Here is a 20,995-nt window from a genome sequence, read left to right as displayed (position 1 = left end):
ATGAGCGCATTCCGCCGTGTTGCGTCGAACGCGCGACCTTCCGATTGTGCCTTGATGTGCGGCTGCCTGGTAGTTTTCAAAAAATGCCGCGATGCACGGGGCCGCGCTAGACGAAATTCAACGCAATGCCGCCAAGCGGACCGTAATCGACATGAAACGTATCGCCCGCGCGCGCAGCAATGGGACTCGTGAATGAGCCGCTGAGAATCACGTCGTTCGCGTTCAGCATTTCGTCATAAGGGGCGATCTTGTTCGCGAGCCACGCAACGCCCGTCGCCGGATGATTGAGCACGGCAGCGGCAAGACCGCTCTCTTCGACGGCACCGTTCCTGTAAAGCAACGCGCCGACCCAACGCAGGTCGACATCCATCGGACGCACGGGACGACCGCCCATCACGATGCCGGCATTCGCCGCAAAGTCGGAGATCGTATCGAACACCTTGCGAGGTGCCTTGGTCTCGCGGTCGAACTGCTCGATGCGCGCGTCGATGATCTCGACAGCGGGCGTCACATAGGCCGTCGCGTCGAGCACGTCGGTGAGTGTCACGCCGGGCCCTTTGAGCGGCCGCGCGAGAATGAACGCCAGTTCCACTTCGACACGCGGCGCGATGAAGCGATCGGCGCGAATGTCCTGTCCGGCTTCGATGAACATGGAGTCGAGAAGCGGCGCGTAGTCGGGTTCGTCGATCTGCGACGACCGCTGCATGGCGCGCGACGTCAAGCCTATCTTGCGGCCTTTGATCACATGCCCTTCCGCCAGCTTCATCTTCACCCATTCGCGCTGGATTGCGTAACCGTCCTCGATTGTCATCTCGGGATAGGCAGCGGAAAAGTGCCGCAACTGCGTACGCGTTTTCTCGGCCTGATCGAGTTTCCCGGCGAGTTCGCGGATAGTCGTCTGATCTAACATGTCGAGTTCCCGATGGTCGCGCGCAGCCCTTTATCAGCTCTTCAGCCGGGCGTGCAGATTGTTGTGCTTCCAGGTACCGGCTTCGCTGAACTCGTTGATCTCCAGCGAAAGCGCTAGCCCGTATTGCTCGAAGGCATCGGCAAAATGCTGCTTGATGACGTCGAACAGCGCGTCGCCTGTCGCCTTCTTTGCATTCTCGGAGCGGCCCGCGCCGATCTTCAGGTTCGCGTGCAAAAACGCGGCATCCGGCCTGCCGTCCGCGATGCAGTACTGTTCGCAGCGCACCGCGCGCACGCGTATGCCACCGGGTGGATACACACGTTGATCGTTCTCGCGTTGCGCATCGAGGCATTGCGCAAGCTTGCGGCAAAGCGCTCCAATGCTGTCTTCGCTCGCCAGATTGGCGCTGTATTCGAGCGTGAGATGTGGCACGTCAACTCTCCATTGATCGATCAGGCGGACAGCGGCGTAACGGGAAAAATTGCATTGATCTGCCCCGTGCCCGAACTGCCGAAATAAGGCGTCACCACTTCGACCTTGCCTTCATAACGATCCCAGCCGAGCGCACCTAGCAACATCGCCGTGTCGTGCATGCCGCCTTCGCCCCAGCATTTTTCATTGTAGAGCGGCAGCATGCCGCAAAACGCTTTCCAGTCGCCCTGTTCCCATAACGACACCACGTGCCGGTCAGTCTGTTCGAGAAACGGGTCCCACACCTTGTGCATGAACTGCTCGGCCGTGCCGTTGTTCGCGAAGTGATGACTCAGCGAGCCGCTCGCGAGAATCGCAACCGTGCCTTCATAGCGTTCCTCGATGGCCTTGCGCACGGCGAGCCCGAAGCGCGCGCTGGTTGGCAGGTCGTGCCACATGCACCACCCTGCAATCGATATGGTCCTGAAGCGCTGGTCTGCATTCATGTATCGCATCGGGACCAGCGTGCCGTATTCGAGTTCGAGCGAGGTTTCGCTATGGGCGCGGCTTTTCACGCCCATCTCGTTCGCGACTTCGGCAATCAGCTTGCCTAGCTGCACATTGCCGGGATACGCATAGGCCATGTTATTGATGAAATGCGGCAGTTCGTTACTCGTATAAACGCCTTCGAATTTCGGCGCGCAGTTGATGTGGTATTCGCTATTCACCAGCCAGTGAACATCGAACACGATGATCGTATCGACGCCAAGCTGGCGGCAACGCCGGCCGATTTCATGATGCCCGTCGATCGCTGCCTGGCGGCAGCCTTTATGCGGCCCATCCAGTTCCGACAGATACATCGAAGGCACGTGGGTCACTTTAGCGGCCAGTGCGAGCTTGCCCATCGTGCTCTCCTTTCAGAAACCAATGGCTGGAATCGCGTGTCGTGCGGAAAGCTCAGACGCCCCAGCGCGGAATGTGATGTGAGCCGAGCGATACGCAGATGTTCTTCGGTTCGAGAAACACTTCATAACTCCATGTGCCGCCCTCACGTCCCACGCCCGATGCCTTCGTGCCGCCAAACGGCTGGCGCAAATCGCGCACGTTCTGGCTGTTCACGAAGCACATGCCTGCCTCGATCGCGGCTGCGACGCGATGCGCGCGGCCCGTGTTTTCCGTCCACACGTAGCTGGAAAGACCATATGAAATATCGTTGGCGAGGCGAATCGCTTCGGCTTCGTCATTGAATGGAATCAGGCACGCGACGGGTCCGAAGATCTCTTCCTGCGCGATTCGCATGCGGTTGTCGACATCGACGAATACGGTCGGCGTGACGAAATTGCCGCGCTTCAATGCATCGGGCAGCGCTGGCGCATCGAGCCCGCCGCACGCGAGCGTCGCGCCTTCTTTCGGACCCAGCTCGATATAGCTGCGCACTTTCGCCAGATGCGCCTGGCTAATCATCGGGCCGATGATCGTCTGCTCGCTAAGGGGATCGCCCACGCTCAGACGCTTCGCGCGTTCGATAAAGCGTTCCGCGAACCTCGCGTAGATCGACTTCTGCACGAGAATGCGCGAGCCCGCCGTGCAGCGTTCGCCATTGTTCGAGAAGATCATGAACACCGCGGCATCGAGCGCGCGTTCGAAATCCGCGTCGTCGAAAATCACGAATGGCGACTTGCCGCCCAGTTCCATCGAGAACTTCTTCAAGCCCGCTGTCTTGACGATCCGGTTGCCCGTGGCGGTGGAACCGGTAAAGGAAATTGCGTGCACGTCGGGATGCGCGACGAGCGGCTCGCCCGCGTCCTTGCCATAGCCGTGCACGATGTTCAGCACGCCCGCAGGAATGCCCGCCTCCAGCGCAAGATTGCCCAGCATCGACGCCGTCAGCGGCGACAGCTCGCTCATCTTCAGCACGGCCGTATTGCCGAATGCGAGGCATGGCGCCACTTTCCATGTCGCCGTCATGAATGGCACATTCCACGGCGAGATCAGCGCGCACACGCCGACGGGATGAAACAGCGTGTAGTTCAGATGCGAATCGGTCGGATACGTGTGGCCGTCGACGCGCGTGCACATCTCGGCAAAGTACGTGAAATTGTCGGCGGCACGCGGCACCAGCTGCTTGCGCGTTTGCGAAATGGTTTGCCCCGTGTCGCGCGTTTCCGTATCGGAGAGTTCGGGCACGTTCTTCGCGATCAGTTCGCCAAGCTTGCGCACGAGCTTCGCGCGCTCGCTGGCGGGCTTTGCGGCCCACGCGGGAAACGCGTCTTTCGCGGCGCGCACTGCGGCCTCGACATCCTCCGCCGTACCGCTCGCGACTTCGGCGAGTACTTCCTGCGTGGCCGGGTTCACCGTTTCGAAGTAATCGCGCGCGGCCTTCGGTTTGCCGTTGATCAGATGTTCGATTCGCATGACGGTTCCTGAATGATCAGTCGCGGTTGAAGTCCGCGTCGGAAGCGATCGCGTTGACGAGACGGCCCAAGCCGTCTATTTCGCAGACGACTTCATCGCCCGCATTCACATTGACGACGCCCTCGGGCGTTCCCGTCAGAATGATGTCGCCGGGCGCGAGCGTCATGAAACTGCTGAGGTATTCGATCAGCGCGGGAATGCTGATCACGAGATCGCGCGTGTTGCCCTTCTGATGCAGCGTGCCGTTCACATACGTGCGCAATTCGAGTTGCGCGACATCGTCGATATCCGCGGCATCGACGAACCAGGGGCCCAGTACCGTGCCGCCGTCGCGATTCTTCACGCGCAGATTCGGCCGATAGTAATTCTCCAGGTAGTCGCGAATCGCGTAGTCGTTCGCGATCATGTAGCCCGCCACGTATTGCATCGCTTCGTCGCGGGTCACTTCTTTCGCTGGCCGGCCAATGACGACGGCCAGCTCGCACTCGTAGTGCATGAACGTCACATCCGCAGGACGCCGCGTGACGCCGCGATGACCGATCACGCTGCCAGCGCCCTTGAGAAACACGAGCGGCTCTTCCTGTTTCGAGAACTGCAGTTCCTTTGCGTGCTCCGCGTAATTCAGTCCGAGCGCGAAGATCGTGCCGGGTTGAACGGGCGCGAGCCACACGACGTCATCTTCACGGCACACGCGGCCATCGGCGAGACGCACGCCGCGTTCATGCGGATACGCTTCATGAATCGCGCCTGCGTAGGCAACACGGCCGCGCATCATTGTCCGCCTCCCTCTTTCGCGGTCATCGAGAAACACAACGGCGGCCAGTCGCCAATTGCAACGCCGATCTCGTCGCCCACATGGGCGGTCGGCGCGCCGTGCGGGACGCCCAATGTCAGCACGTCGCCGGGAGTGAGCGTCATGAAGTCGGTCACGTCGGCAATCAGACGCGCAACGTCGCGAATCGACGTGGACGTGTTCGCGACGAACGGCTCTGTTCCTTCGATACTGATCGCGACACGCAGCGCATCGGGATCGCTCACATGCCGGCGCGCGACGACAGCAGGGCCGATCACACAAAAGCCATCGCGTGCGCGGAATCTCACCGAGGGGCGATACACGCTTTCGTGAGGCACGCAAAGGTCGGCCACGACCGTATAGCCCGCGACGTAATCCAGTGCGTTCCCGACGTGGACACGGCATGCCGTGCGCCCGATCACGACGCCAAGCGAGCCGCCCACCTGCACGCCTTGCTCATCGTCCGGAACCACGACGCGGGCACGATGACCGGCAAAGGTATTGCGCGGCTTCACGTACAGCACGGGCGCTTTCGGCGGCGCTTTGTAGGGCGCCGCGTTGACCGCGCCGCCGAGTGCATCGAGCGTGGCGCGGTCGTTCAGCAGCGTTCCGTAAACCGTCCCGTCGACAGGCGGCCTGCACGCCGCCCCACTCGCAAGCAATGCGCTCACGGACCGCGCATCGACATCGCGTGCAAACGGCTCGGCTGCGAGATGAATCCGGTGATCGTCGAGTGCGAACATGGGTTGCCTGCATTCACCATTCACTAATATCTTAGTAGTATTCGCGCCGTGCCGTCTGCGGTCAAGCGCATCGACTTGCAGCGCGGGTTTTCCCTGGCGCAACGCCTGCCAGCGCTTCGAGCCGAAAAAAGAAACAGAAAAAACTGGTATGACCAGTGTTCCACCGGGTCGACAAGTCGCCAGGAACCCGGAACAATGGGCACCAAGTCATATATAAGACTGGACCTCGCATGCACGTTCGCAGTGCGCGCGCACGTCGGCCGACATGTGCATGCGCGGCTTGCGGCCGGTCTGTCGGTGGAATTCATTTCAATCGTTTCAGGAATCGCAACATGCAGACAAAATCCGTGCTGACGGTCGCAGAGTCGACGAAAATCATCGAAGCGGCGCGCGCCGAAGCCGAACGTAACCAGTGGGCCGTCACGATCGCCGTGGTGGACGACGGCGGCCATCTGCTGTCGCTGCTGCGCCTCGACAACTGCGCGCCCGTCGGCGCCTACATCGCGACGGATAAGGCCCGCACCGCCGCGCTCGGCCGCCGCGAATCGAAGCAGTACGAGGACATGATCAACAACGGCCGCACTGCATTCCTGAGCGCGCCGCTGTCGGGCACGCTGGAAGGCGGCGTGCCCGTTGTCGTAGATGGCCAGGTGATCGGCGCCGTCGGTGTTTCCGGCGTCAAGGCCGATCAGGATGCGCAAGTGGCAAAGGCCGGTGCCGCGGCCGTTGCCAGCCACGCGAACGGCTGAATGCCGCGCTGACAAAAATAATTTGCCCCCCCGAATTTGCCCCTCTTGGAACAGCCCATGACTCAATTGACCCAACGCGGCGGATTGCAGGTCGCCGCGAACCTCGAACAGTTCATCGAAAAGGAAGCCCTGCCTGGCACCGGTGTCGATAGCGCCGCGTTCTGGGCCGGTTTCGATGCCCTCGTGCACGATCTCGCGCCGAAGAACCGCGCGCTGCTCGCCGAACGCGACCGCCTGCAGGCCGAACTGGACAAGTGGCATCGCGCGAATCCGGGGCCCGTGCGTGACCTGCGCGCGTATCGTGGCTTCCTCGAAAGCATCGGCTATATCGTGCCGACGCCGGCCGGCGTAAAAGCGACGACCGACAACGTCGACCGCGAAATCGCCGAACAGGCGGGCCCGCAGCTCGTCGTGCCGCTGTCGAACCAGCGTTACGCGCTGAACGCGGCGAACGCGCGCTGGGGCAGCCTGTACGACGCGCTGTACGGCACCGACGCCATCGACGAAACCGACGGCGCCGAACGTACCGCGAAGTTCAACCCGGTGCGCGGCGCGCGCGTGATCGCGTTCGCGCGCCAGTTTCTCGACGACGCCGCGCCGCTCGCGAATGCCTCGCACAAGGACGCGACCGGCTATCGCGTCGAGAACGGCAAGCTGAGCATCGCACTGAAGAATGGCACGGCCGCACTGCAGGACGAGGCGCAATTCATCGGCTATCAGGGCGACGCGAATGCACCGACGGCCGTGCTGCTCAAGCACAACGGCCTGCACTTCGAAATCCAGATCGACGCGAACGATCCGATCGGCAAGACCGACCCCGCGCACGTGAAGGACGTGCTGATGGAAGCGGCCGTGAGCACGATCATCGATTGCGAAGACTCGGTCGCCGCCGTCGATGCCGACGACAAAGTACTGCTCTATCGCAACTGGCTCGGCCTGATGGTCGGCAACCTGACGGAAGAAGTCACGAAGGGCGGCAAGACGTTCACGCGCCGTCTTAACGCGGACCGCGAGTATCAAGGCGCAAACGGCCAGCCGGTGAAGCTGCATGGCCGCTCGCTGCTGTTCATCCGCAATGTCGGCCATCTGATGACGAACCCGGCCGTGCTCGACCGCGAAGGCAATGAGATTCCCGAAGGCATTCTCGACGGCGTCGTCACCACGCTGTGCGCGCTGCACGACCGCACGCACAAGCTCAATTCGCGCACGGGTTCGATCTACATCGTCAAGCCGAAGATGCACGGCCCCGCCGAAGTCGCGTTCGCGAGCGAGCTGTTCTCGCGCGTCGAGGATCTGCTCGGGCTCGCGCGCAACACGATCAAGATGGGCATCATGGACGAGGAGCGCCGCACCAGCGTGAACCTCGCTGCATGTATCGGCCAGGCGTCGGCGCGCGTCGCGTTCATCAACACGGGCTTCCTCGACCGCACGGGCGACGAGATGCACAGCTCGATGGAAGCGGGCCCGATGCTGCGCAAGGGCGATATGAAGTCCAGCAAGTGGATCGCCGCCTATGAGCGCAGCAACGTGCTCGTCGGCCTCGCTGCGGGCCTGCGCGGCCGCGCGCAGATCGGCAAGGGCATGTGGGCGATGCCCGACCTGATGAAGGCGATGCTCGAGCAGAAGATCGGCCATCCGAAAGCCGGCGCGAACACGGCATGGGTGCCCTCGCCCACGGCCGCGACGCTGCATGCGCTGCACTATCACCAGGTCGACGTGCAGGCGGTGCAGAAGGAACTGGAGCGCACGGATTTCGCCGCGGTGCGCGACGAACTGCTGGACGGGCTGCTGACGATTCCCGTCGTCGAGCGCGCGCAATGGAACGAGCAGGAGATCCGCAGCGAAGTCGAGAACAACGCGCAGGGCATTCTCGGCTATGTGGTGCGCTGGATCGATCAGGGCGTCGGTTGCTCGAAGGTGCCGGACATTCACAACGTCGGCCTGATGGAAGACCGCGCAACGCTGCGCATTTCGAGCCAGCACATCGCGAACTGGCTGCGCCATGGCGTCATCAAGGCGGATTTCGTGCGCGAGACGATGGAGCGCATGGCAAAGGTCGTCGATCAGCAAAACGCAAGCGATCCGGGCTACAAGCCGATGGCGCCGAACTTCGACAGCTCGATCGCGTTCAAGGCGGCGTGCGCGCTGGTGTTCGAAGGTTGCGCGCAGCCCAGTGGTTATACGGAGCCGCTGCTGCACAAGTTCCGTTTGCAATTGAAGGCAGCGGGCAAAGCGTAACGTCACACGCTTATTCGCTGCACGAAGTTAAAACGCCGGCCGGGTCTCGAAAGACCCGGCCGGCGTTTCTGTTTTCAATGGCAAAGTTCTTCTAGCCGCTTGCCGTTCGTCTTCGGACCGAAACCGCCAATCGAGATCATCACCACGAGCATGCACGCCGTGATTCCGACGAACACGCCCGCCACGCCGAACTCGCGCAGCAGATGCGCGATCATGAAACCCGACATCATCGCGCCGACGCGGCTCGCGGAATAGACGATCCCATTCGCCCGGCAGCGGACGCGTGTCGGAAACAGTTCCGCCTGGTACGCGTGATAGCAAACGGAAATCGTCTGTCCCGCGAGGCTGATGAGCACGCCCAGCACGATCAGCGGCATGACTGTTTTCACCTGGCCGAACATCAATCCGAACACGACGACCGCAAACGCGGAGCCGACGATCAGCCATTTGCGCTGCACCTTGTCGGCGAACAGCATGGCGAGCAACGGCCCGCAAGGGAGCGCGATCGCGATGACAAACGAATACAGCAGGCTCTTCGTCACCGTGATGCCCTGTCCGATCAGCAGCGTCGGCACCCAGTTCGCGAATCCGTAGTATCCGATCGCCTGACAGAAGTTGAAGACGATCAGCATGATCAGGCGCGAGCGGTACGGCGGCTGCCACAATTCCGCCAGCGAAGCGCGGCGATGCACAGGCTGCTCGACGATGGGGAGTGGCGCGGAGAGCGCGCGGCCCGTCTGCTTCACAGCCATCTCTTCCATTTTCCTGACCACGCGCTCGCCGCGCTCGACATGTCCGTGACTTGCCAGCCAACGCGGACTTTCCGGCACGGCCAGCCGGATGAACCACACGATCACCGCCCCAGCCGAGCCCAGCAGCACGACCCAGCGCCAGCCGTCGATACCCGCCAGCGTGACCGGCACGAGCCAGTACGAGAGGATCGCGGCGGCAGGCGCGGCGGCGAACATCACGGCCTGATTGAATGCCATCGCGCGGCCGCGCATATGCTGGGGTACGAGCTCGGTGATATAGCTGTCGATCGTCACGATCTCGATGCCAACGCCGATACCCGTAATAAAGCGCCACAAGATCAGCCCTTCCGGCGAGGTCTGAAACGCCATGATCGCAGAGCCGATCGAATACCACAGCAGCGAAACGGTGAAGACCTTGCGCCGGCCAAATCGATCCGGCAACCAGCCGAAACAGAACGTGCCGACAAACAGGCCCGCGAAAGTCGATGCGATGAATCCAGCAATGCCCTGAAGGCCAAAGAACGATTCCGTCGTGGTCTTGAGCAACCCGCTCTTCGCCATGCCCGGCGCGATATAGCCGGTGAAAATCAGATCGTAGACTTCGAAGAAGCCACCAAGCGAGATCAGCAGCACGAGCATCCAAAGATGCCGCGTGACAGGCAAGCGGTCCATCCGCGCCGACAACGACGCAGCGGCACGCAAATGGGGCTGTGTATCGGAAGGCGCAAACGGGGGATGGTCTGCTGTGATCGTGCGCTGCATGAATGTCTCCTGAAGTTCACCATCGGTCTGTAATTGCTTTGGATACCTGATGGTCTTCAATTCTTTCCTATCTTTGCCTGCCCGGCCACTACGCGTTCAGGCGGCCGCTCTGCCTGTCAGCCGCGCGAGTATCTCCTGCGTATGCTCGCCGACCTTCGCCAGCGCCTGACGCACGCCGGGCCTGCGGCCGCCCATCGTCAGCGGAAGCAACACCACTTCCGTCGTGTCGCCGTCGTCGGTCTGCATCGGCACGAGGCCGCCGCTTTGCTTCAGATGCGGATCGTCGAACAGTTGATCGGGACGCACGATCGGCGCGTAAGGAATGCCCGCTGCTTCGAGCTTCGGCGCGAGTTCGTCGATGCGATGCTGTTTGAGGATGTCGCCAAGCCGCGCAAGCAGTTCTGGGCGCACGGCGACGCGCATCGCGTTATCCGCGAATTGCGGCTCATCGGCGAGATCGGGCCGGCCGATCACGTCACAGAGCGTGACGAACTGCTTGTCGCTCACTGCGCCGATAAACAGTTGCTCGTCGTTCGCCAGCGTGAACACGTCATACACGCTCCACGCCGAGACGCGCGACGGCATCGGCGGCGGTGCTTCACGCGTCATCGCGTATTGCTGCATGTGCTGGCCAGCGAGAAACACGCAGTTCTCAAACAGCGCGCTTTGCACTTCCTGACCGCGCCCGGTGAAATCGCGCTCGCGCAGCGCAGCCAGCACGCCGATCGCGCCGAACATGCCGCCCATGATGTCGTTGACGGACGTACCTGCACGCAACGGCCGCCCCACTGGCCCCGTCATATAAGAGAGCCCGCCCATCATCTGCACGACTTCATCCAGCGCGAGGCGTTTTTCATACGGACCCGGCAGAAAGCCCTTGTGCGATACGTAAATCAAACGCGGAAATTTCTTCGACAAGATGTCGTAATCGAGCCCGAGTGTCGTCATCAGGCCGGGCCGGAAATTTTCGAGCATCACGTCGCACTGACCGATCAGTTCTTCAGCGGCTGCATGGCCTTCGGGCGTGTTGATATCGAGCACGACGCTCTTCTTGTTGCGATTGAACGTGCGGAAAAAGCCAATGCCCAGTCCCGGCAACCTGCGCGTCTTGTCGCCGCCCGGCGGCTCGATCTTGATGACCTCCGCACCGAGATCCGCGAGGATCATCCCGCATGTCGGGCCCATGACCATGTGAGTGAATTCGATGACGCGCACGCCGTCGAGAGGCAGTCGAGTGGAAGCGTTCATGGCGGCCCTCAGGCAATAGCAGTGTGATTAGCAAAGGTTTTGGGCAAGCCCGCGAGCCACAACGAGCCGCGCAGCGTTTCGTCCGGCAGCCAGCGCGCGACCTTCGCACGCAACGCGAGAAGCCGTTCGATGTCGATGCCCGTTTCGATGCCCATGTCCGCGAGCATGAACGCGAGGTCTTCGCTCGACGCATTGCCGCTCGCGCCCGGCGCATGCGGACAGCCGCCGATACCCGCGAGCGTCGCATCGAAGCGCGCCACGCCCGCTTCCAGCGCCGCATAGACGTTCGCGAGCGCGAGGCCGCGCGTGTCGTGGAAATGGCCGCAGCAGAAGCGCTCGCCCGCGATGCGCCGCGCCTTCTCGAACAGATCGCGCACGGCGGCCGGGCTCGCATAGCCGACGGTGTCCGCGATGCTCACGCAATCCGCGCCTGCATCGAGCAGCGCCTGCATGCAACGCAGCACGTCGGACGGATCGACGGCGCCCTGAATCGTGCAGCCGAACGCCGTGCCGATGCCGCCTTCGATCCGCGTCTTCGAACCCGCAGCGTCGCGCGCCGCCCGCATACGCGCGACGTCGGCGATCACTTCGTCAGGCGTCTTGCGCAGATTCGCGAGGCTGTGGGCGCGACTCGCCGAGAGCGGCACGAGCATCAGGTCGGCGCGTGAATCGATGGCGCGCTCGGCGCCTTTCAGGTTCGGCACGAGCACCGACACGCGCAAATCCGGCAGGGTCTTCGCGTACGCGACGAGTTCCGCCGTATCGGCCAGTTGCGGCAACAGACGGGCGGGCACGAACGAACCGACTTCGATTTCGCGCTGACCGGCGGCATACGCATCGGCGATCCATTCGATTTTCCGTTGCGTCGGAAGAATGGTCTGGATGCTTTGCAGCCCGTCGCGCAAGCCGACTTCGCGGATCACGACGCTCGATGGGAATGGGGGCATGGAAGGTGTCTCCAGTGTCGACAGGAGTTAGCGCTTCAGCGCTTACTTCTGTCCCATGCAACAAAGTTGCGTGCGTGCCGGTCGTGGTCATGCCGGCGTTGTGCTAACTTTAGACATTCCATCCGATACATAAAGCGCTATTTTGGAAGCGCCAGGTTTCCGAAACGGAAACCCACAAGGAGACGCAGCGCATGCGCGACATCGACCTGAAAACCTTGCGGCTCGTGGTGGCCGTGTGCGAGCACAAGAACATGGCGCGCGCAGCGCACGACCAGCACATCGAGCCTTCCGCCGTCAGCAAGCGGATCGCGCAACTGGAAAGCGATCTGGGCGTGCCGCTGTTCACGCGCTCGCGGCGTGGCGTGCAACCCACACCTGCCGGCGTCGCGCTGCTCGAACATGCGCGCAGCGTGCTGTTTACGATGGACCGGATTGCCAGCGACGTCGCCGCGTTCGGCAGCGGCCTGCGCGGCAGCGTGAGCGTATGCGCGTCGGCATCGGCGATTGCGGAAAGCCTGCTCGACGATGTCGCGTCGTTCATGAGCATGCCCGCGCATGAAAACATTCGCGTGCATGTCGAAGAGTGGCTGTCGCACGATCTCGTGCGGCGCTTGCGCGAAGGCGCCGCGTCCGTCGGTGTTTGCTGGGACAACGTGGATCTCGAAGGACTGAAGCATCGGCCGTATCGCGAGGACCGGCTCGCGCTCGCCGTGCATCCCGATCATCCGCTGGCGAAGCGCTCGACGCTCCGCTTCACCGAAACGCTCGGCTACGAGCACGTCGGACTGCCGCCGACGACATCCGTGCACATGATGCTGCAGCGCGCCGCGGCACGCGCGGGCGGCACGGTGTCTTACCGGGCCGTGGTATCGAATTTCGATGCCGCGTTTCGCGTGGTGGCCGCGAAGCTCGGCATCAGCGTGATTCCGCAGGTGGTCGGCGACACCTACGCGCGCATTCTCGACGTGCGCGTCATTCCGTTGACGGACGAATGGGCGAAGCGGAATTTCGTGGTCTGCTTTCGCGATTTCGAATCGCTACAGCCTGCCGCGCAGCGCATGGTGGATCATCTCGTCGAGCGCGCGCGGAGCACGCACGCGCCACGATGAAATGCGCATCAGCGTGCCGTGCGCGCCGCGACGGCAGGCCGCGCAGGCGCAACATCGAGCCGCCGGAACACGAGCGCCGACAGCAGCGTGATCACGCCGACGCAAACGAAGCTCAGCATGAATCCCGTCGACGCCGAGCCCAAGCCCGTCGAAAACAGGTTGACCAGCCCGCCGCCGATCGACACGCCCAGCGCGATCGCCAGCATCTGCACCATCGAAAACAGGCTGTTGCCGCTGCCTGCATCCGCATGCGACAGGCCCTTGAGGGTCACGCTGTTCATCGCGGCGAACTGCATCGAGTTGGCCGCGCCGAACACGGCGAGCAGCGCGATTTCCAGCAGCGGCGTCGACTGTTTCGACACGAGCGCGAACGCGATGATCGTCGAGCCGACAATCATCGTATTGACGAGCAGAAACGCCGAATAGCCGAAGCGCTTGATGAGCGGCGCGATCCATCGCTTCGACACGGTGCCGGCGATGGCGGCGGGCAGCATCATCAGCCCCGAGCGCAGCGGCGAATAGCCAAGCTGCACCTGCATGAGCAGCGGCAGCATGAACGGCACCGCACTCGATCCGATCCGGCACAGCAGGTTGCCGATCAGACCGACGCTGAAATTCGGTTCGCTGAATAGCGCGAGCCTGAACAGCGGCCGCGCGCTGGAGCGTGCATGCGGAATGTAAGCCAGCGCCGCGACGACGCCCGCCATCGCAAGACCCACCGACCATTCGACACGATAGGTGCTCATCGGCGGATCGATCGCGAGCGACAGCAGGATCATCGCAAGCGACAGTAGAGCGCAGCCGATGAAATCGAACGGCGGCGGGTGGCTTGCGTTGTCGTGCGGCAGAAAGCGCTGCACGGCGATCAGCCCGATTGCGCCGACGGGCACGTTGACGAGGAAAATCCAGTGCCACGAAATGGCTTGCGTGAGCCAGCCGCCCAGCGTCGGCCCGACGATCGGCCCGACCTGCCCCGCAATCGAAACGAAGGCAAGCGCCGATACGTACTGCTCGCCCGGCACGCTGCGCAACACGGCAAGCCGCCCGATAGGCAACAGCATCGAACCGCCGACGCCTTGCAGCACGCGCGCAATGACGAGTTGATCCAGCGTGTGCGCGCACGCGCAGCACACCGAGCCAAGCACGAACACGAGAATCGCGGCGAGGTACACGCGGCGCGTGCCGAAGCGGTCGGCGAACCAGCCTGAGGCGGGTGTGAGAAGCGCCATCGTCAGCGAGTACGAGACGACGACGGGTTGCATGGCGAGCGGCGACGCGTGCAGGCTTTGCGCCATCGAAGGCAGAGCAGTGTTGACGATGGTCGTGTCGAGCGCCTGCATGAAGAATGCAGCGGCGACGATCCAGAGCAGTGCGGTGTGTGAGGAATCGCGGGTCATGATGATGTTCGGAGAGGCGCGGCGGAAGCCTAAAACACGGCATTGCCATCACAGCGCCTCGGAAACGGGCGTTTCGCCGAACCGGCGATCGGGCCGATTCGTCCAGATCCAAATGCAGCGTTCATGGTATCGGTTTCACCGGCAATCGGGAAGTCACCTGAAGGTGTTGATTGTCATCGCCGTACGCAGACACGCGATTTATCCCAATTCATGCCTTTGGAATATAAGCGTGTGGCAACAGCATGCCCTGACTTTGCTGCCTTCCAGAAAAATATGGCCGCACTTGGCCTGCCCGCACCGAAGAGTCTTTTCGGAAACGGTGCAAACGGCAACTGCAAACGTCGCTGCAATGCTTGACGGATTTAAGTCGGTCGGTACGCGCGCGACCATGTCCGAAATCATCGGCGATCGCATTAACATTTACATGGCACGCGGCGTAGGCTTTTACCAACTCTGGACCAGACGACACGCACGTTCCCGCCGGCCCTTCCGCCGCAGAGACAGGCCAGGTGGTTTGCGCAATGCGAGCATTAGAGGGATATCGCAAGTTATTATTTTGTAAGCGCAGTGCTCGCGCGAAGAACAAGCAAAAGCTCGGACAATTCGATTCTTGATGTCATATCGTTCTTCTACATCTGAAAATCCAAGCCCCCTGAGCCGATAGCGAGTCTTACCGACTTTCTGTTTTGTTGCTCATTAGATGGATTAATACTCAAGTTTTCAGTTCTGCATCCGTTTACATCTATAGCGCGAGTCCGCCGTGTAACTCATGGCTGGCAAATACGCATTATCTTGTCCGGTGGCGATGTGAAAAGGGACAAGGACTGCTTCAGCGGTGGATTCGTGCTTTTCTACAATCTATAAACGGAGTGCGCGACGGAAGAGAGTCCGTCCGGATTGAACATGAACACGAAAATACAGACCCCGTTCCTGCTTTCCCTTATCGCAACTGTTGCACTGACCGCTTGTGGTGGCGGTGGCGGAGATTCCTCGACCGCAAGCAAATCGACGACGCCGGCTCCTACGTCGACACCCGCCAGCACGCCCTCGCCCACCCCCGTTGTGGACGGCGAATCGCTGCCCGATCTGGCGCATCCGCAAACGGGTTCAACAGCCGATGCGGGCAATGGACTCGAAGGCATCTGGTCCACATCCGGTACCAGTCACACGTACGCGACCATCGACCCGACAAATAATCTTCAATACGTCGATGGTATCGCGACTATTGCGACAACCGAGTTCTTCGGTTCGATTGTGCCAACGAGTTCAACGTGGGTGCTCAATACCGGCGTCAAATATTCCGGGGGATTCTTCTACACGGCCTCATCGGGCAGCGGCGCGTTTGCGGCCAAACAGACGTTTAGCGGCAGTTACGTTGCAAACGGCACCACGGCGAACCTCGCCTGGAACTACGACGCGGCGAATGCACTTGCAGTGACCCAATCAAGTGTCACCGGTACCTGGACAGAGACTAACACCTCGCTGACCGTGGACAATGCAGGTGCGGTATCCGGAACGATGTCGAACTGCCCTGTGTCAGGCACGCTTGTGCTGACAACGCCGTTGTCGAACAAGAACCTGTACACGTTTACGGTGACCGTAAGCGGGACGGCGAGCTCGTGTTCGGCTCCGTCGGGAACAACCTTTAATGGTCAGGCAGCAATCGTGTTCCTGCCGATTTCGGGTAGCAGCTTATACAAGCGGACAATTTTTTACGCGGCCAAGACAGCGGACAACTCCCGATATGCGATTGGGCAGGTGGCGAAGCCGTAAGGTTAGCGGCTATTTCACCTGAGTCCAGGATCAGGCTGTTGTTCTCTTCCACACAGTTGTTGGGAGTGAAAGTGTTCAACAGCCTGCCTGCCGTTGTCGAATCGGCTCCTGAAGGAGATCTGGTGCCGCCACTGGCGATATCTTTTCAGAATTGAGCTGTCATCTGAAATCCTACTGTTACGCGAGCCGTTGGAAACCCGTCCGGCTTGTAAATGGGCGTGCCCGCAAACAGATCGTACGCAAACCCGGCGACACGCGTTGGCAAGCTGCCGCGAATGCCGATGACTGCGCCCGCCAGTTGGGTCCCGGCGAGAAATGCCGTGTTCTGACCGTAGACGTGTCCATAGTCGATTCCGGCATACAGTGCTTGCCCCGTCTGTCCAATCGCCCATTGCAGTTCATTGCGCCAGTAAAACCCCTTTTCCGCCGCGAGCATCGTCTCGCCATCGAAACCGCGAACCGTATAGCGGCTGCCGATAGTCAGGTCGTCGATATAGAACAAGGTGTCGTTCGTGAACTGGCCGTGCACTGTGCTCACGTAACGGAAGTTCTGCTTTGCAACGGCGAAGGGTACGGAAAGATTCGCGTCGACCACGGCCATATGGAAGCGATACGTCGGACCATCAGGATACGGATCTGAAGTCGCGCCCAGACCGCCGACGCCCTGACGATACGCAAGCGTGCCGTCGAATTGCGCAGCACCAAAGTAATGACGATCAGTCAGGCCAGCTTCGATGAAGGTGTTGTCGCGCTTCTGCGTCGGAATGCTTGTGTCGTCGATAAAGCTTTCGCCGAAGCGCTTCGATAACTGAAGCTGCATGCCGAACACATCGTTCTGGCTGCGAGAGAGAACGCGCGCCAGCCTGAACGCTGCAGTCTGCGAATTGCCGCTCGACACAAACGTCTGGTTCACGCCGGCGATCTGCTCGTAGTAGGTATTGGTATTGCCCGAGAGCGTCGCTGTCCAGTAACCCCATGGCACGGAGTAAGAGCCATTGAATCCGTGCGAGCCCAAATGTTTATCGCCCAACTCGAGATCCTGATTAGCGCTCAGTGCAAGCACGTCGTTAAGACCCAGTGGATTGTCGAGGCCCAGGCTCAGATTGCCCTGCAGTTTGCCCGTCGCGCGCGTGCCCGAGTTGTCGACGGATACGACGACATTCCATGGCTTCGTGCGCTTCACGTCGATCACCACATCGCTTTCTCCAGGCGATGAAGTTGGCTCGACCTTCATGTTAACGTCCTGACTCGCGACGCGCTTCATCTGTTCGAGGCCCTGTTCCAGGTCGCGCAGATTCAGCATATCGCCGTCGCGAGCGGGGAATGCAGATTTCCATGTCCCGCGCGTGTCCGGATTCGCGAAACGAAGATGACGGACGACTCCGGGTACGAGTGCGACTGCCAGCGTGCCTTTCGATACGTCCTGCTCGGGCAGTAACACGCGGGTCGTGACGTAACCGCGACTCAGGATGAGTTGCTGCACGCCCTTGGTGAGAATGTCGAAGCCCTGCTTTCCGATGCATTGGCCCGCGTAGTGATTGAGCCATTCCCGCGCGAATGCAAAGCGGTCGAGTGGCAACGCTGATGCGCCCTGCTTGCGGATCGCGTCGGGTAATGTGTCGGGCACGTCGAGCGCGAACGTATCGATGCGAAAGCATGGTGATTCGGTTGGAAGCACGGGATAGCCGTCGGCTTTCGGTGCCGTCGAGCGTACTGCCGGCGCGTTGACCGCCTGGGCTCGCTGTTGTGCGTCGCGTTGCTGCTGCACCTGCTGGTTCTGTTCAGCGCTCGCGCGTGCGGCGGCAGCTGTGTCCGCAGGAGTTGGCGCCTGCTGCGCCTGGCCCGTTAGTGATATCAAGGCTGTGAGCGGGAGTGCCGCCAGCCTCTTTCTGGTTTTCATTACTTGCGTGTATGGCGTGTAGCGGAAAGGCGGGAGATACGTGTGCCCGCCTTATCTCTGCGTCGTTCAGGGACCAGTCTTGACGGGCCGGGCGGCTCGCACGGCGTCATCTTCCGGGCATTTCGATGCAGGTGACAGCTTCACGGGTTCGTCCATGCCGTGACCATCGATGCGGCGAGCCGAAAGCCAGCACTGTCTGCCGTTGGAATCCTGGAAGACGTCGTAGTCCTGGCCTGCGACAGGTGTGAAGGTCATCGCAGGCGGTGAGCAGGAGTAGGAAACCGTCCCCGTCGACGACTGCACATTCGACGAAATCGTGAGTGGCTTTCCTGCTTCAACGACGTATTCCTTGATCATGTCTTTGAAGTTCAAACCCTCGACACGCATGAAGGGACGCGGACTGGATGACATACCGATGGTCACGCTATGTGACGAATACTTCCATGCAGCGAGGTATCCGTCATCCACCCGGACTGCATCAGGGTCATTCTCCCAGGCACTGCGGTAGCAGACGCTGTTCGGGCGGAACGACGTGCTTTTCGTGCCGTTTCCGGTTAGAAATCGGATGCGAGATGAAACCGCTGGATCGTAGCTCGGACTTGTTTCCGTAACGTGATGCGCGGGTTGGACAAACGTGCATGCTGAGACCGAAACGATGACAGCTACTGTGAAGAGCGCCGCTGCTGCTCTGTGCGATTCTAAATACATTATTCTTCCCCGAAACTTGGTTTATTTGTATAAAGCGGCTTAGAAATTGGGTCACTTTGACGTCGTGCGAGCGTCATTCGCTTCGACATTGACGTAAGAACAGTCCGTGTCGGCAGCGGAACAGAACAACTGGCGATGCTCACATGCCCGCGCTATCCCAATGTCAGAAACGATCGATTAACTTACTTTACGACGCCAAACTCGTCTGCACTTAGATCGCAGCCAGGTAAGTGCCTGATGACACCGTAATCCACGCGCGACAAAGTCGCAGTACAAAGGAAAGATTCTTGCTCGCAAGGATGCGCTCCGAGTCGTAGTCTTCGCAGCGCCGCCCATTCTTTTTCATCGTGGGTAATTGATTAATCTACGGCAACATCGAGCGATTCTTTAAGCGGCTTTAGCGAAATTTGATGCAAGCAATACCGGCTTGCTGTGGGCGCAATTCCTTTACCGTGACCGGTTTGACCGGCAGACCATCTGCATCGACCTCCACCACACTCACGATGCATTGTCGGTCATGTATGTGCATCATCGACTGCAGGAAAGGGACACCCGGATTGGATGGCTTGTGACCCTCCACCGCCACCAGCCGGTAATGAACGTCTCTCTGCGGCGTGAACGTAGCAGGCAGCATGCATACGTTCTCCTCGTAGGAGATCACAAGCGGCTTGTCAGGGACAACCTTCACCGGCATCGCACCTGGGCTTCCGTCGACGTAGGTCTTACCTGTGTAACAACCTTTCTCGTTCAAAGTCAGAAGGTAGACGGCCTTGCTTTGAATCTGAAGTTCTGCGGATGGCTCCGAGTCCTTGGGGAAAGGATACGGATGGCCTACGGTGCTGCATCCGGCAAGTAGAGCGAGCGCATATCCGGCGAGTACTGTCTTTGGCGTGTTATGCATCTCTATTCGTATTTGAGTTCAAGCGAGTATTTACCGGCCTCGACATCGACAGTAAATTTGCATCTTTTCCATCGTGGCTGATTCTTTGCAACGAAGAAGCGTCGATGCTCGACAAGCAGCTTGAGTAACTGACGATTCACGTTAGCACCGCCGGTAAACCACGACTCGTTACCGATACCGTCTACGAAGTCGAAAGCAAATTGCGCGCGATCGTCTTCGTCACTCAGGTCCGCTTGCATCACGATGATTTTTGCTTCGTCTGGCGCTGCCGAATAAAGCAACTGCCCGATCTCGTTGCAAATCTGAACGTCCCTGCTGTCCATCACTTACCTCCCGATGCGCTTTTTAAATGCCGTTACACCGTCCACTCCGTAACGAAGTTGCATGCGGCACATCATATTCATAAATAAATTCAGCCATTTGAAATTCTCAATGAAATCGGTTTTCAAACGATAGCTAAATCTTCTAGAAACCGATAAGGATCGACATAGTGAGACAGAGGCGAAACCGGCAACCACTCGTCAGGAATCCAAGGAGAATTGACTTTCAATTTGAATCCATGTCGCCATGCGATTTTCGCGTAAATGACCGCGTGTGTACCGATCAACTTCTCCGTAAAACCAAACGCTTGTTCGCTATTACGCACTTTTGCGATTTTTGGTGACGTCAGTTCTTGTAGAACGGATTCCATGCCATCGACGTCGTGCCGTGACAAAGCAAGGTAGAAGCGATGATCGATCTCATATTTCTTCATCTTTGCTGCCGAATGGCCGATGACACTGAGGCTACGCTCCTCGAGTGCTTTCCATTCGCCTCTCAGTGCCAGTAGCGCCTGGTACGCGTGGAACTCCGCCGTTCTTGAATCACTTACCTTTCCCATATCAAAGGAAAGGTCGTTGTGCATAAACCACTGAATCAGCGCCTCGTTGTCGGACATCAATGGCATCAATAGCAGGTATGCCGGAAACCAGCGCCCGGGGTTCCGCTTGAACTGCACGTATTCCAGCTTCCCGCTCACATAGGACCATTGCTTGAACAATTCCAGATCACCGTTCAAATACCACGATGTCAGCGCGGTTGCCGAGGCATGCGATGCCAACCTTAACAAGCAAAAGTCAGGATCCCCTTTGGCTCCGTCGATAATGCTGAGAAAAAAATCCAGCTTTTCAGAGAGGGCCCGCTGATGCGCCTGTACATGCTTGATTCCTTGCTGGATCATCGTCGCTTCGTTCATTGTCG

The 20,995-nt window shown here is 60.1% G+C and carries 19 protein-coding genes; 4 read left to right on the top strand and 15 right to left on the bottom strand.

What is annotated here, in order from left to right; genetic code table 11:
* Nucleotides 1-106: 106 nt before the first annotated feature.
* From hpaH to C2L66_RS31660, 6 genes are read right to left on the bottom strand one after another with little or no spacing between them, the layout of a single operon-like run.
* Complete coding sequence (gene hpaH, locus C2L66_RS31685) at nucleotides 107-910, bottom strand: 2-oxo-hept-4-ene-1,7-dioate hydratase (RefSeq protein ID WP_060610283.1); 804 nt, start codon at nucleotides 908-910, stop codon at nucleotides 107-109.
* A 33-nt stretch (nucleotides 911-943) separates the two neighbouring features.
* The gene (locus tag C2L66_RS31680; protein WP_060610280.1) at nucleotides 944-1,342 is read right to left on the bottom strand and encodes a 5-carboxymethyl-2-hydroxymuconate Delta-isomerase; all 399 of its coding nucleotides are present in this window, start codon (nucleotides 1,340-1,342) and stop codon (nucleotides 944-946) included.
* Nucleotides 1,343-1,362: 20 nt separating this feature from the next.
* Nucleotides 1,363-2,226, bottom strand: coding sequence for a 3,4-dihydroxyphenylacetate 2,3-dioxygenase (hpaD, locus tag C2L66_RS31675; protein WP_060610277.1), 864 nt, complete (start codon nucleotides 2,224-2,226; stop codon nucleotides 1,363-1,365).
* Nucleotides 2,227-2,278: 52 nt separating this feature from the next.
* A complete protein-coding gene (gene hpaE, locus C2L66_RS31670; RefSeq protein ID WP_060610273.1) occupies nucleotides 2,279-3,736 on the bottom strand; it encodes a 5-carboxymethyl-2-hydroxymuconate semialdehyde dehydrogenase in 1,458 nt (485 codons plus the stop codon).
* Nucleotides 3,737-3,752: 16 nt separating this feature from the next.
* Nucleotides 3,753-4,511 carry a fumarylacetoacetate hydrolase family protein gene (locus tag C2L66_RS31665; protein WP_060610270.1) on the bottom strand — a complete coding sequence of 253 codons (759 nt, stop codon included), beginning with the start codon at nucleotides 4,509-4,511 and terminating at the stop codon, nucleotides 3,753-3,755.
* The gene (locus C2L66_RS31660) at nucleotides 4,508-5,272 is read right to left on the bottom strand and encodes a fumarylacetoacetate hydrolase family protein (protein ID WP_060610267.1); all 765 of its coding nucleotides are present in this window, start codon (nucleotides 5,270-5,272) and stop codon (nucleotides 4,508-4,510) included. Before C2L66_RS31660 ends, C2L66_RS31665 begins: the two co-directional genes overlap by 4 nt.
* 332 nt (nucleotides 5,273-5,604) lie before the next feature.
* Between C2L66_RS31660 and C2L66_RS31655 the strand changes: the two genes are divergently transcribed.
* Together C2L66_RS31655 and C2L66_RS31650 are read left to right on the top strand one after the other, a co-directional pair.
* A complete protein-coding gene (locus C2L66_RS31655; protein ID WP_054931768.1) occupies nucleotides 5,605-6,021 on the top strand; it encodes a heme-binding protein in 417 nt (138 codons plus the stop codon).
* Between the two features lie 57 nt (nucleotides 6,022-6,078).
* On the top strand, nucleotides 6,079-8,259 hold the full coding sequence (locus C2L66_RS31650) for a malate synthase G (protein WP_060610264.1): 2,181 nt from the start codon (nucleotides 6,079-6,081) through the stop codon (nucleotides 8,257-8,259).
* 74 nt (nucleotides 8,260-8,333) lie between these two features.
* Here C2L66_RS31650 and C2L66_RS31645 read toward each other — a convergent pair whose 3' ends face one another.
* The 3 genes from C2L66_RS31645 to C2L66_RS31635 all read right to left on the bottom strand — a co-directional run bounded on the left by C2L66_RS31645 (nucleotide 8,334) and on the right by C2L66_RS31635 (nucleotide 11,968).
* Nucleotides 8,334-9,773 carry an MFS transporter gene (locus C2L66_RS31645; RefSeq protein ID WP_060610261.1) on the bottom strand — a complete coding sequence of 480 codons (1,440 nt, stop codon included), beginning with the start codon at nucleotides 9,771-9,773 and terminating at the stop codon, nucleotides 8,334-8,336.
* Nucleotides 9,774-9,869: 96 nt separating this feature from the next.
* A complete protein-coding gene (locus C2L66_RS31640; RefSeq protein WP_054931765.1) occupies nucleotides 9,870-11,021 on the bottom strand; it encodes a CaiB/BaiF CoA transferase family protein in 1,152 nt (383 codons plus the stop codon).
* A gap of 8 nt (nucleotides 11,022-11,029) precedes the next feature.
* On the bottom strand, nucleotides 11,030-11,968 hold the full coding sequence (locus tag C2L66_RS31635; protein ID WP_054931764.1) for a hydroxymethylglutaryl-CoA lyase: 939 nt from the start codon (nucleotides 11,966-11,968) through the stop codon (nucleotides 11,030-11,032).
* A 191-nt stretch (nucleotides 11,969-12,159) separates the two neighbouring features.
* Here C2L66_RS31635 and C2L66_RS31630 point away from each other — a divergent pair, with 191 nt between their 5' ends.
* Nucleotides 12,160-13,077 carry a LysR family transcriptional regulator gene (locus tag C2L66_RS31630; protein WP_060610258.1) on the top strand — a complete coding sequence of 306 codons (918 nt, stop codon included), beginning with the start codon at nucleotides 12,160-12,162 and terminating at the stop codon, nucleotides 13,075-13,077.
* Between the two features lie 8 nt (nucleotides 13,078-13,085).
* On the opposite strand, the gene mdtD is transcribed toward C2L66_RS31630, so the two are convergent.
* A complete protein-coding gene (gene mdtD / locus C2L66_RS31625; protein WP_060610255.1) occupies nucleotides 13,086-14,474 on the bottom strand; it encodes a multidrug transporter subunit MdtD in 1,389 nt (462 codons plus the stop codon).
* A gap of 903 nt (nucleotides 14,475-15,377) precedes the next feature.
* Between mdtD and C2L66_RS31620 the strand changes: the two genes are divergently transcribed.
* Nucleotides 15,378-16,247, top strand: coding sequence for a hypothetical protein (locus C2L66_RS31620; protein ID WP_060610252.1), 870 nt, complete (start codon nucleotides 15,378-15,380; stop codon nucleotides 16,245-16,247).
* A 145-nt stretch (nucleotides 16,248-16,392) separates the two neighbouring features.
* Here C2L66_RS31620 and C2L66_RS31615 read toward each other — a convergent pair whose 3' ends face one another.
* From C2L66_RS31615 to C2L66_RS31595, 5 genes are all read right to left on the bottom strand, one after another.
* Nucleotides 16,393-18,147: a ShlB/FhaC/HecB family hemolysin secretion/activation protein gene (locus C2L66_RS31615; RefSeq protein WP_060610249.1), complete on the bottom strand. Its 1,755-nt coding sequence runs from the start codon at nucleotides 18,145-18,147 to the stop codon at nucleotides 16,393-16,395.
* A 66-nt stretch (nucleotides 18,148-18,213) separates the two neighbouring features.
* Nucleotides 18,214-18,855 (bottom strand): hypothetical protein, encoded by a 642-nt coding sequence (locus C2L66_RS31610; protein ID WP_224099858.1) that lies wholly within the window; start codon nucleotides 18,853-18,855, stop codon nucleotides 18,214-18,216.
* A 397-nt stretch (nucleotides 18,856-19,252) separates the two neighbouring features.
* Nucleotides 19,253-19,756, bottom strand: a complete 504-nt coding sequence (locus C2L66_RS31605; RefSeq protein ID WP_060610246.1) for a hypothetical protein — start codon at nucleotides 19,754-19,756, stop codon at nucleotides 19,253-19,255.
* A gap of 2 nt (nucleotides 19,757-19,758) precedes the next feature.
* On the bottom strand, nucleotides 19,759-20,079 hold the full coding sequence (locus tag C2L66_RS31600) for a hypothetical protein (protein WP_060610243.1): 321 nt from the start codon (nucleotides 20,077-20,079) through the stop codon (nucleotides 19,759-19,761).
* 122 nt (nucleotides 20,080-20,201) lie between these two features.
* Nucleotides 20,202-20,990, bottom strand: coding sequence for an Imm49 family immunity protein (locus C2L66_RS31595; protein ID WP_158512202.1), 789 nt, complete (start codon nucleotides 20,988-20,990; stop codon nucleotides 20,202-20,204).
* Nucleotides 20,991-20,995 lie beyond the last annotated feature (5 nt).

The organism is Paraburkholderia caribensis (genome assembly GCF_002902945.1).
Lineage (GTDB): Bacteria > Pseudomonadota > Gammaproteobacteria > Burkholderiales > Burkholderiaceae > Paraburkholderia > Paraburkholderia caribensis.
The sequence above is the reverse complement of the archived record's forward strand: the minus strand, read 5'-3'. Positions and strand labels throughout refer to the sequence as shown.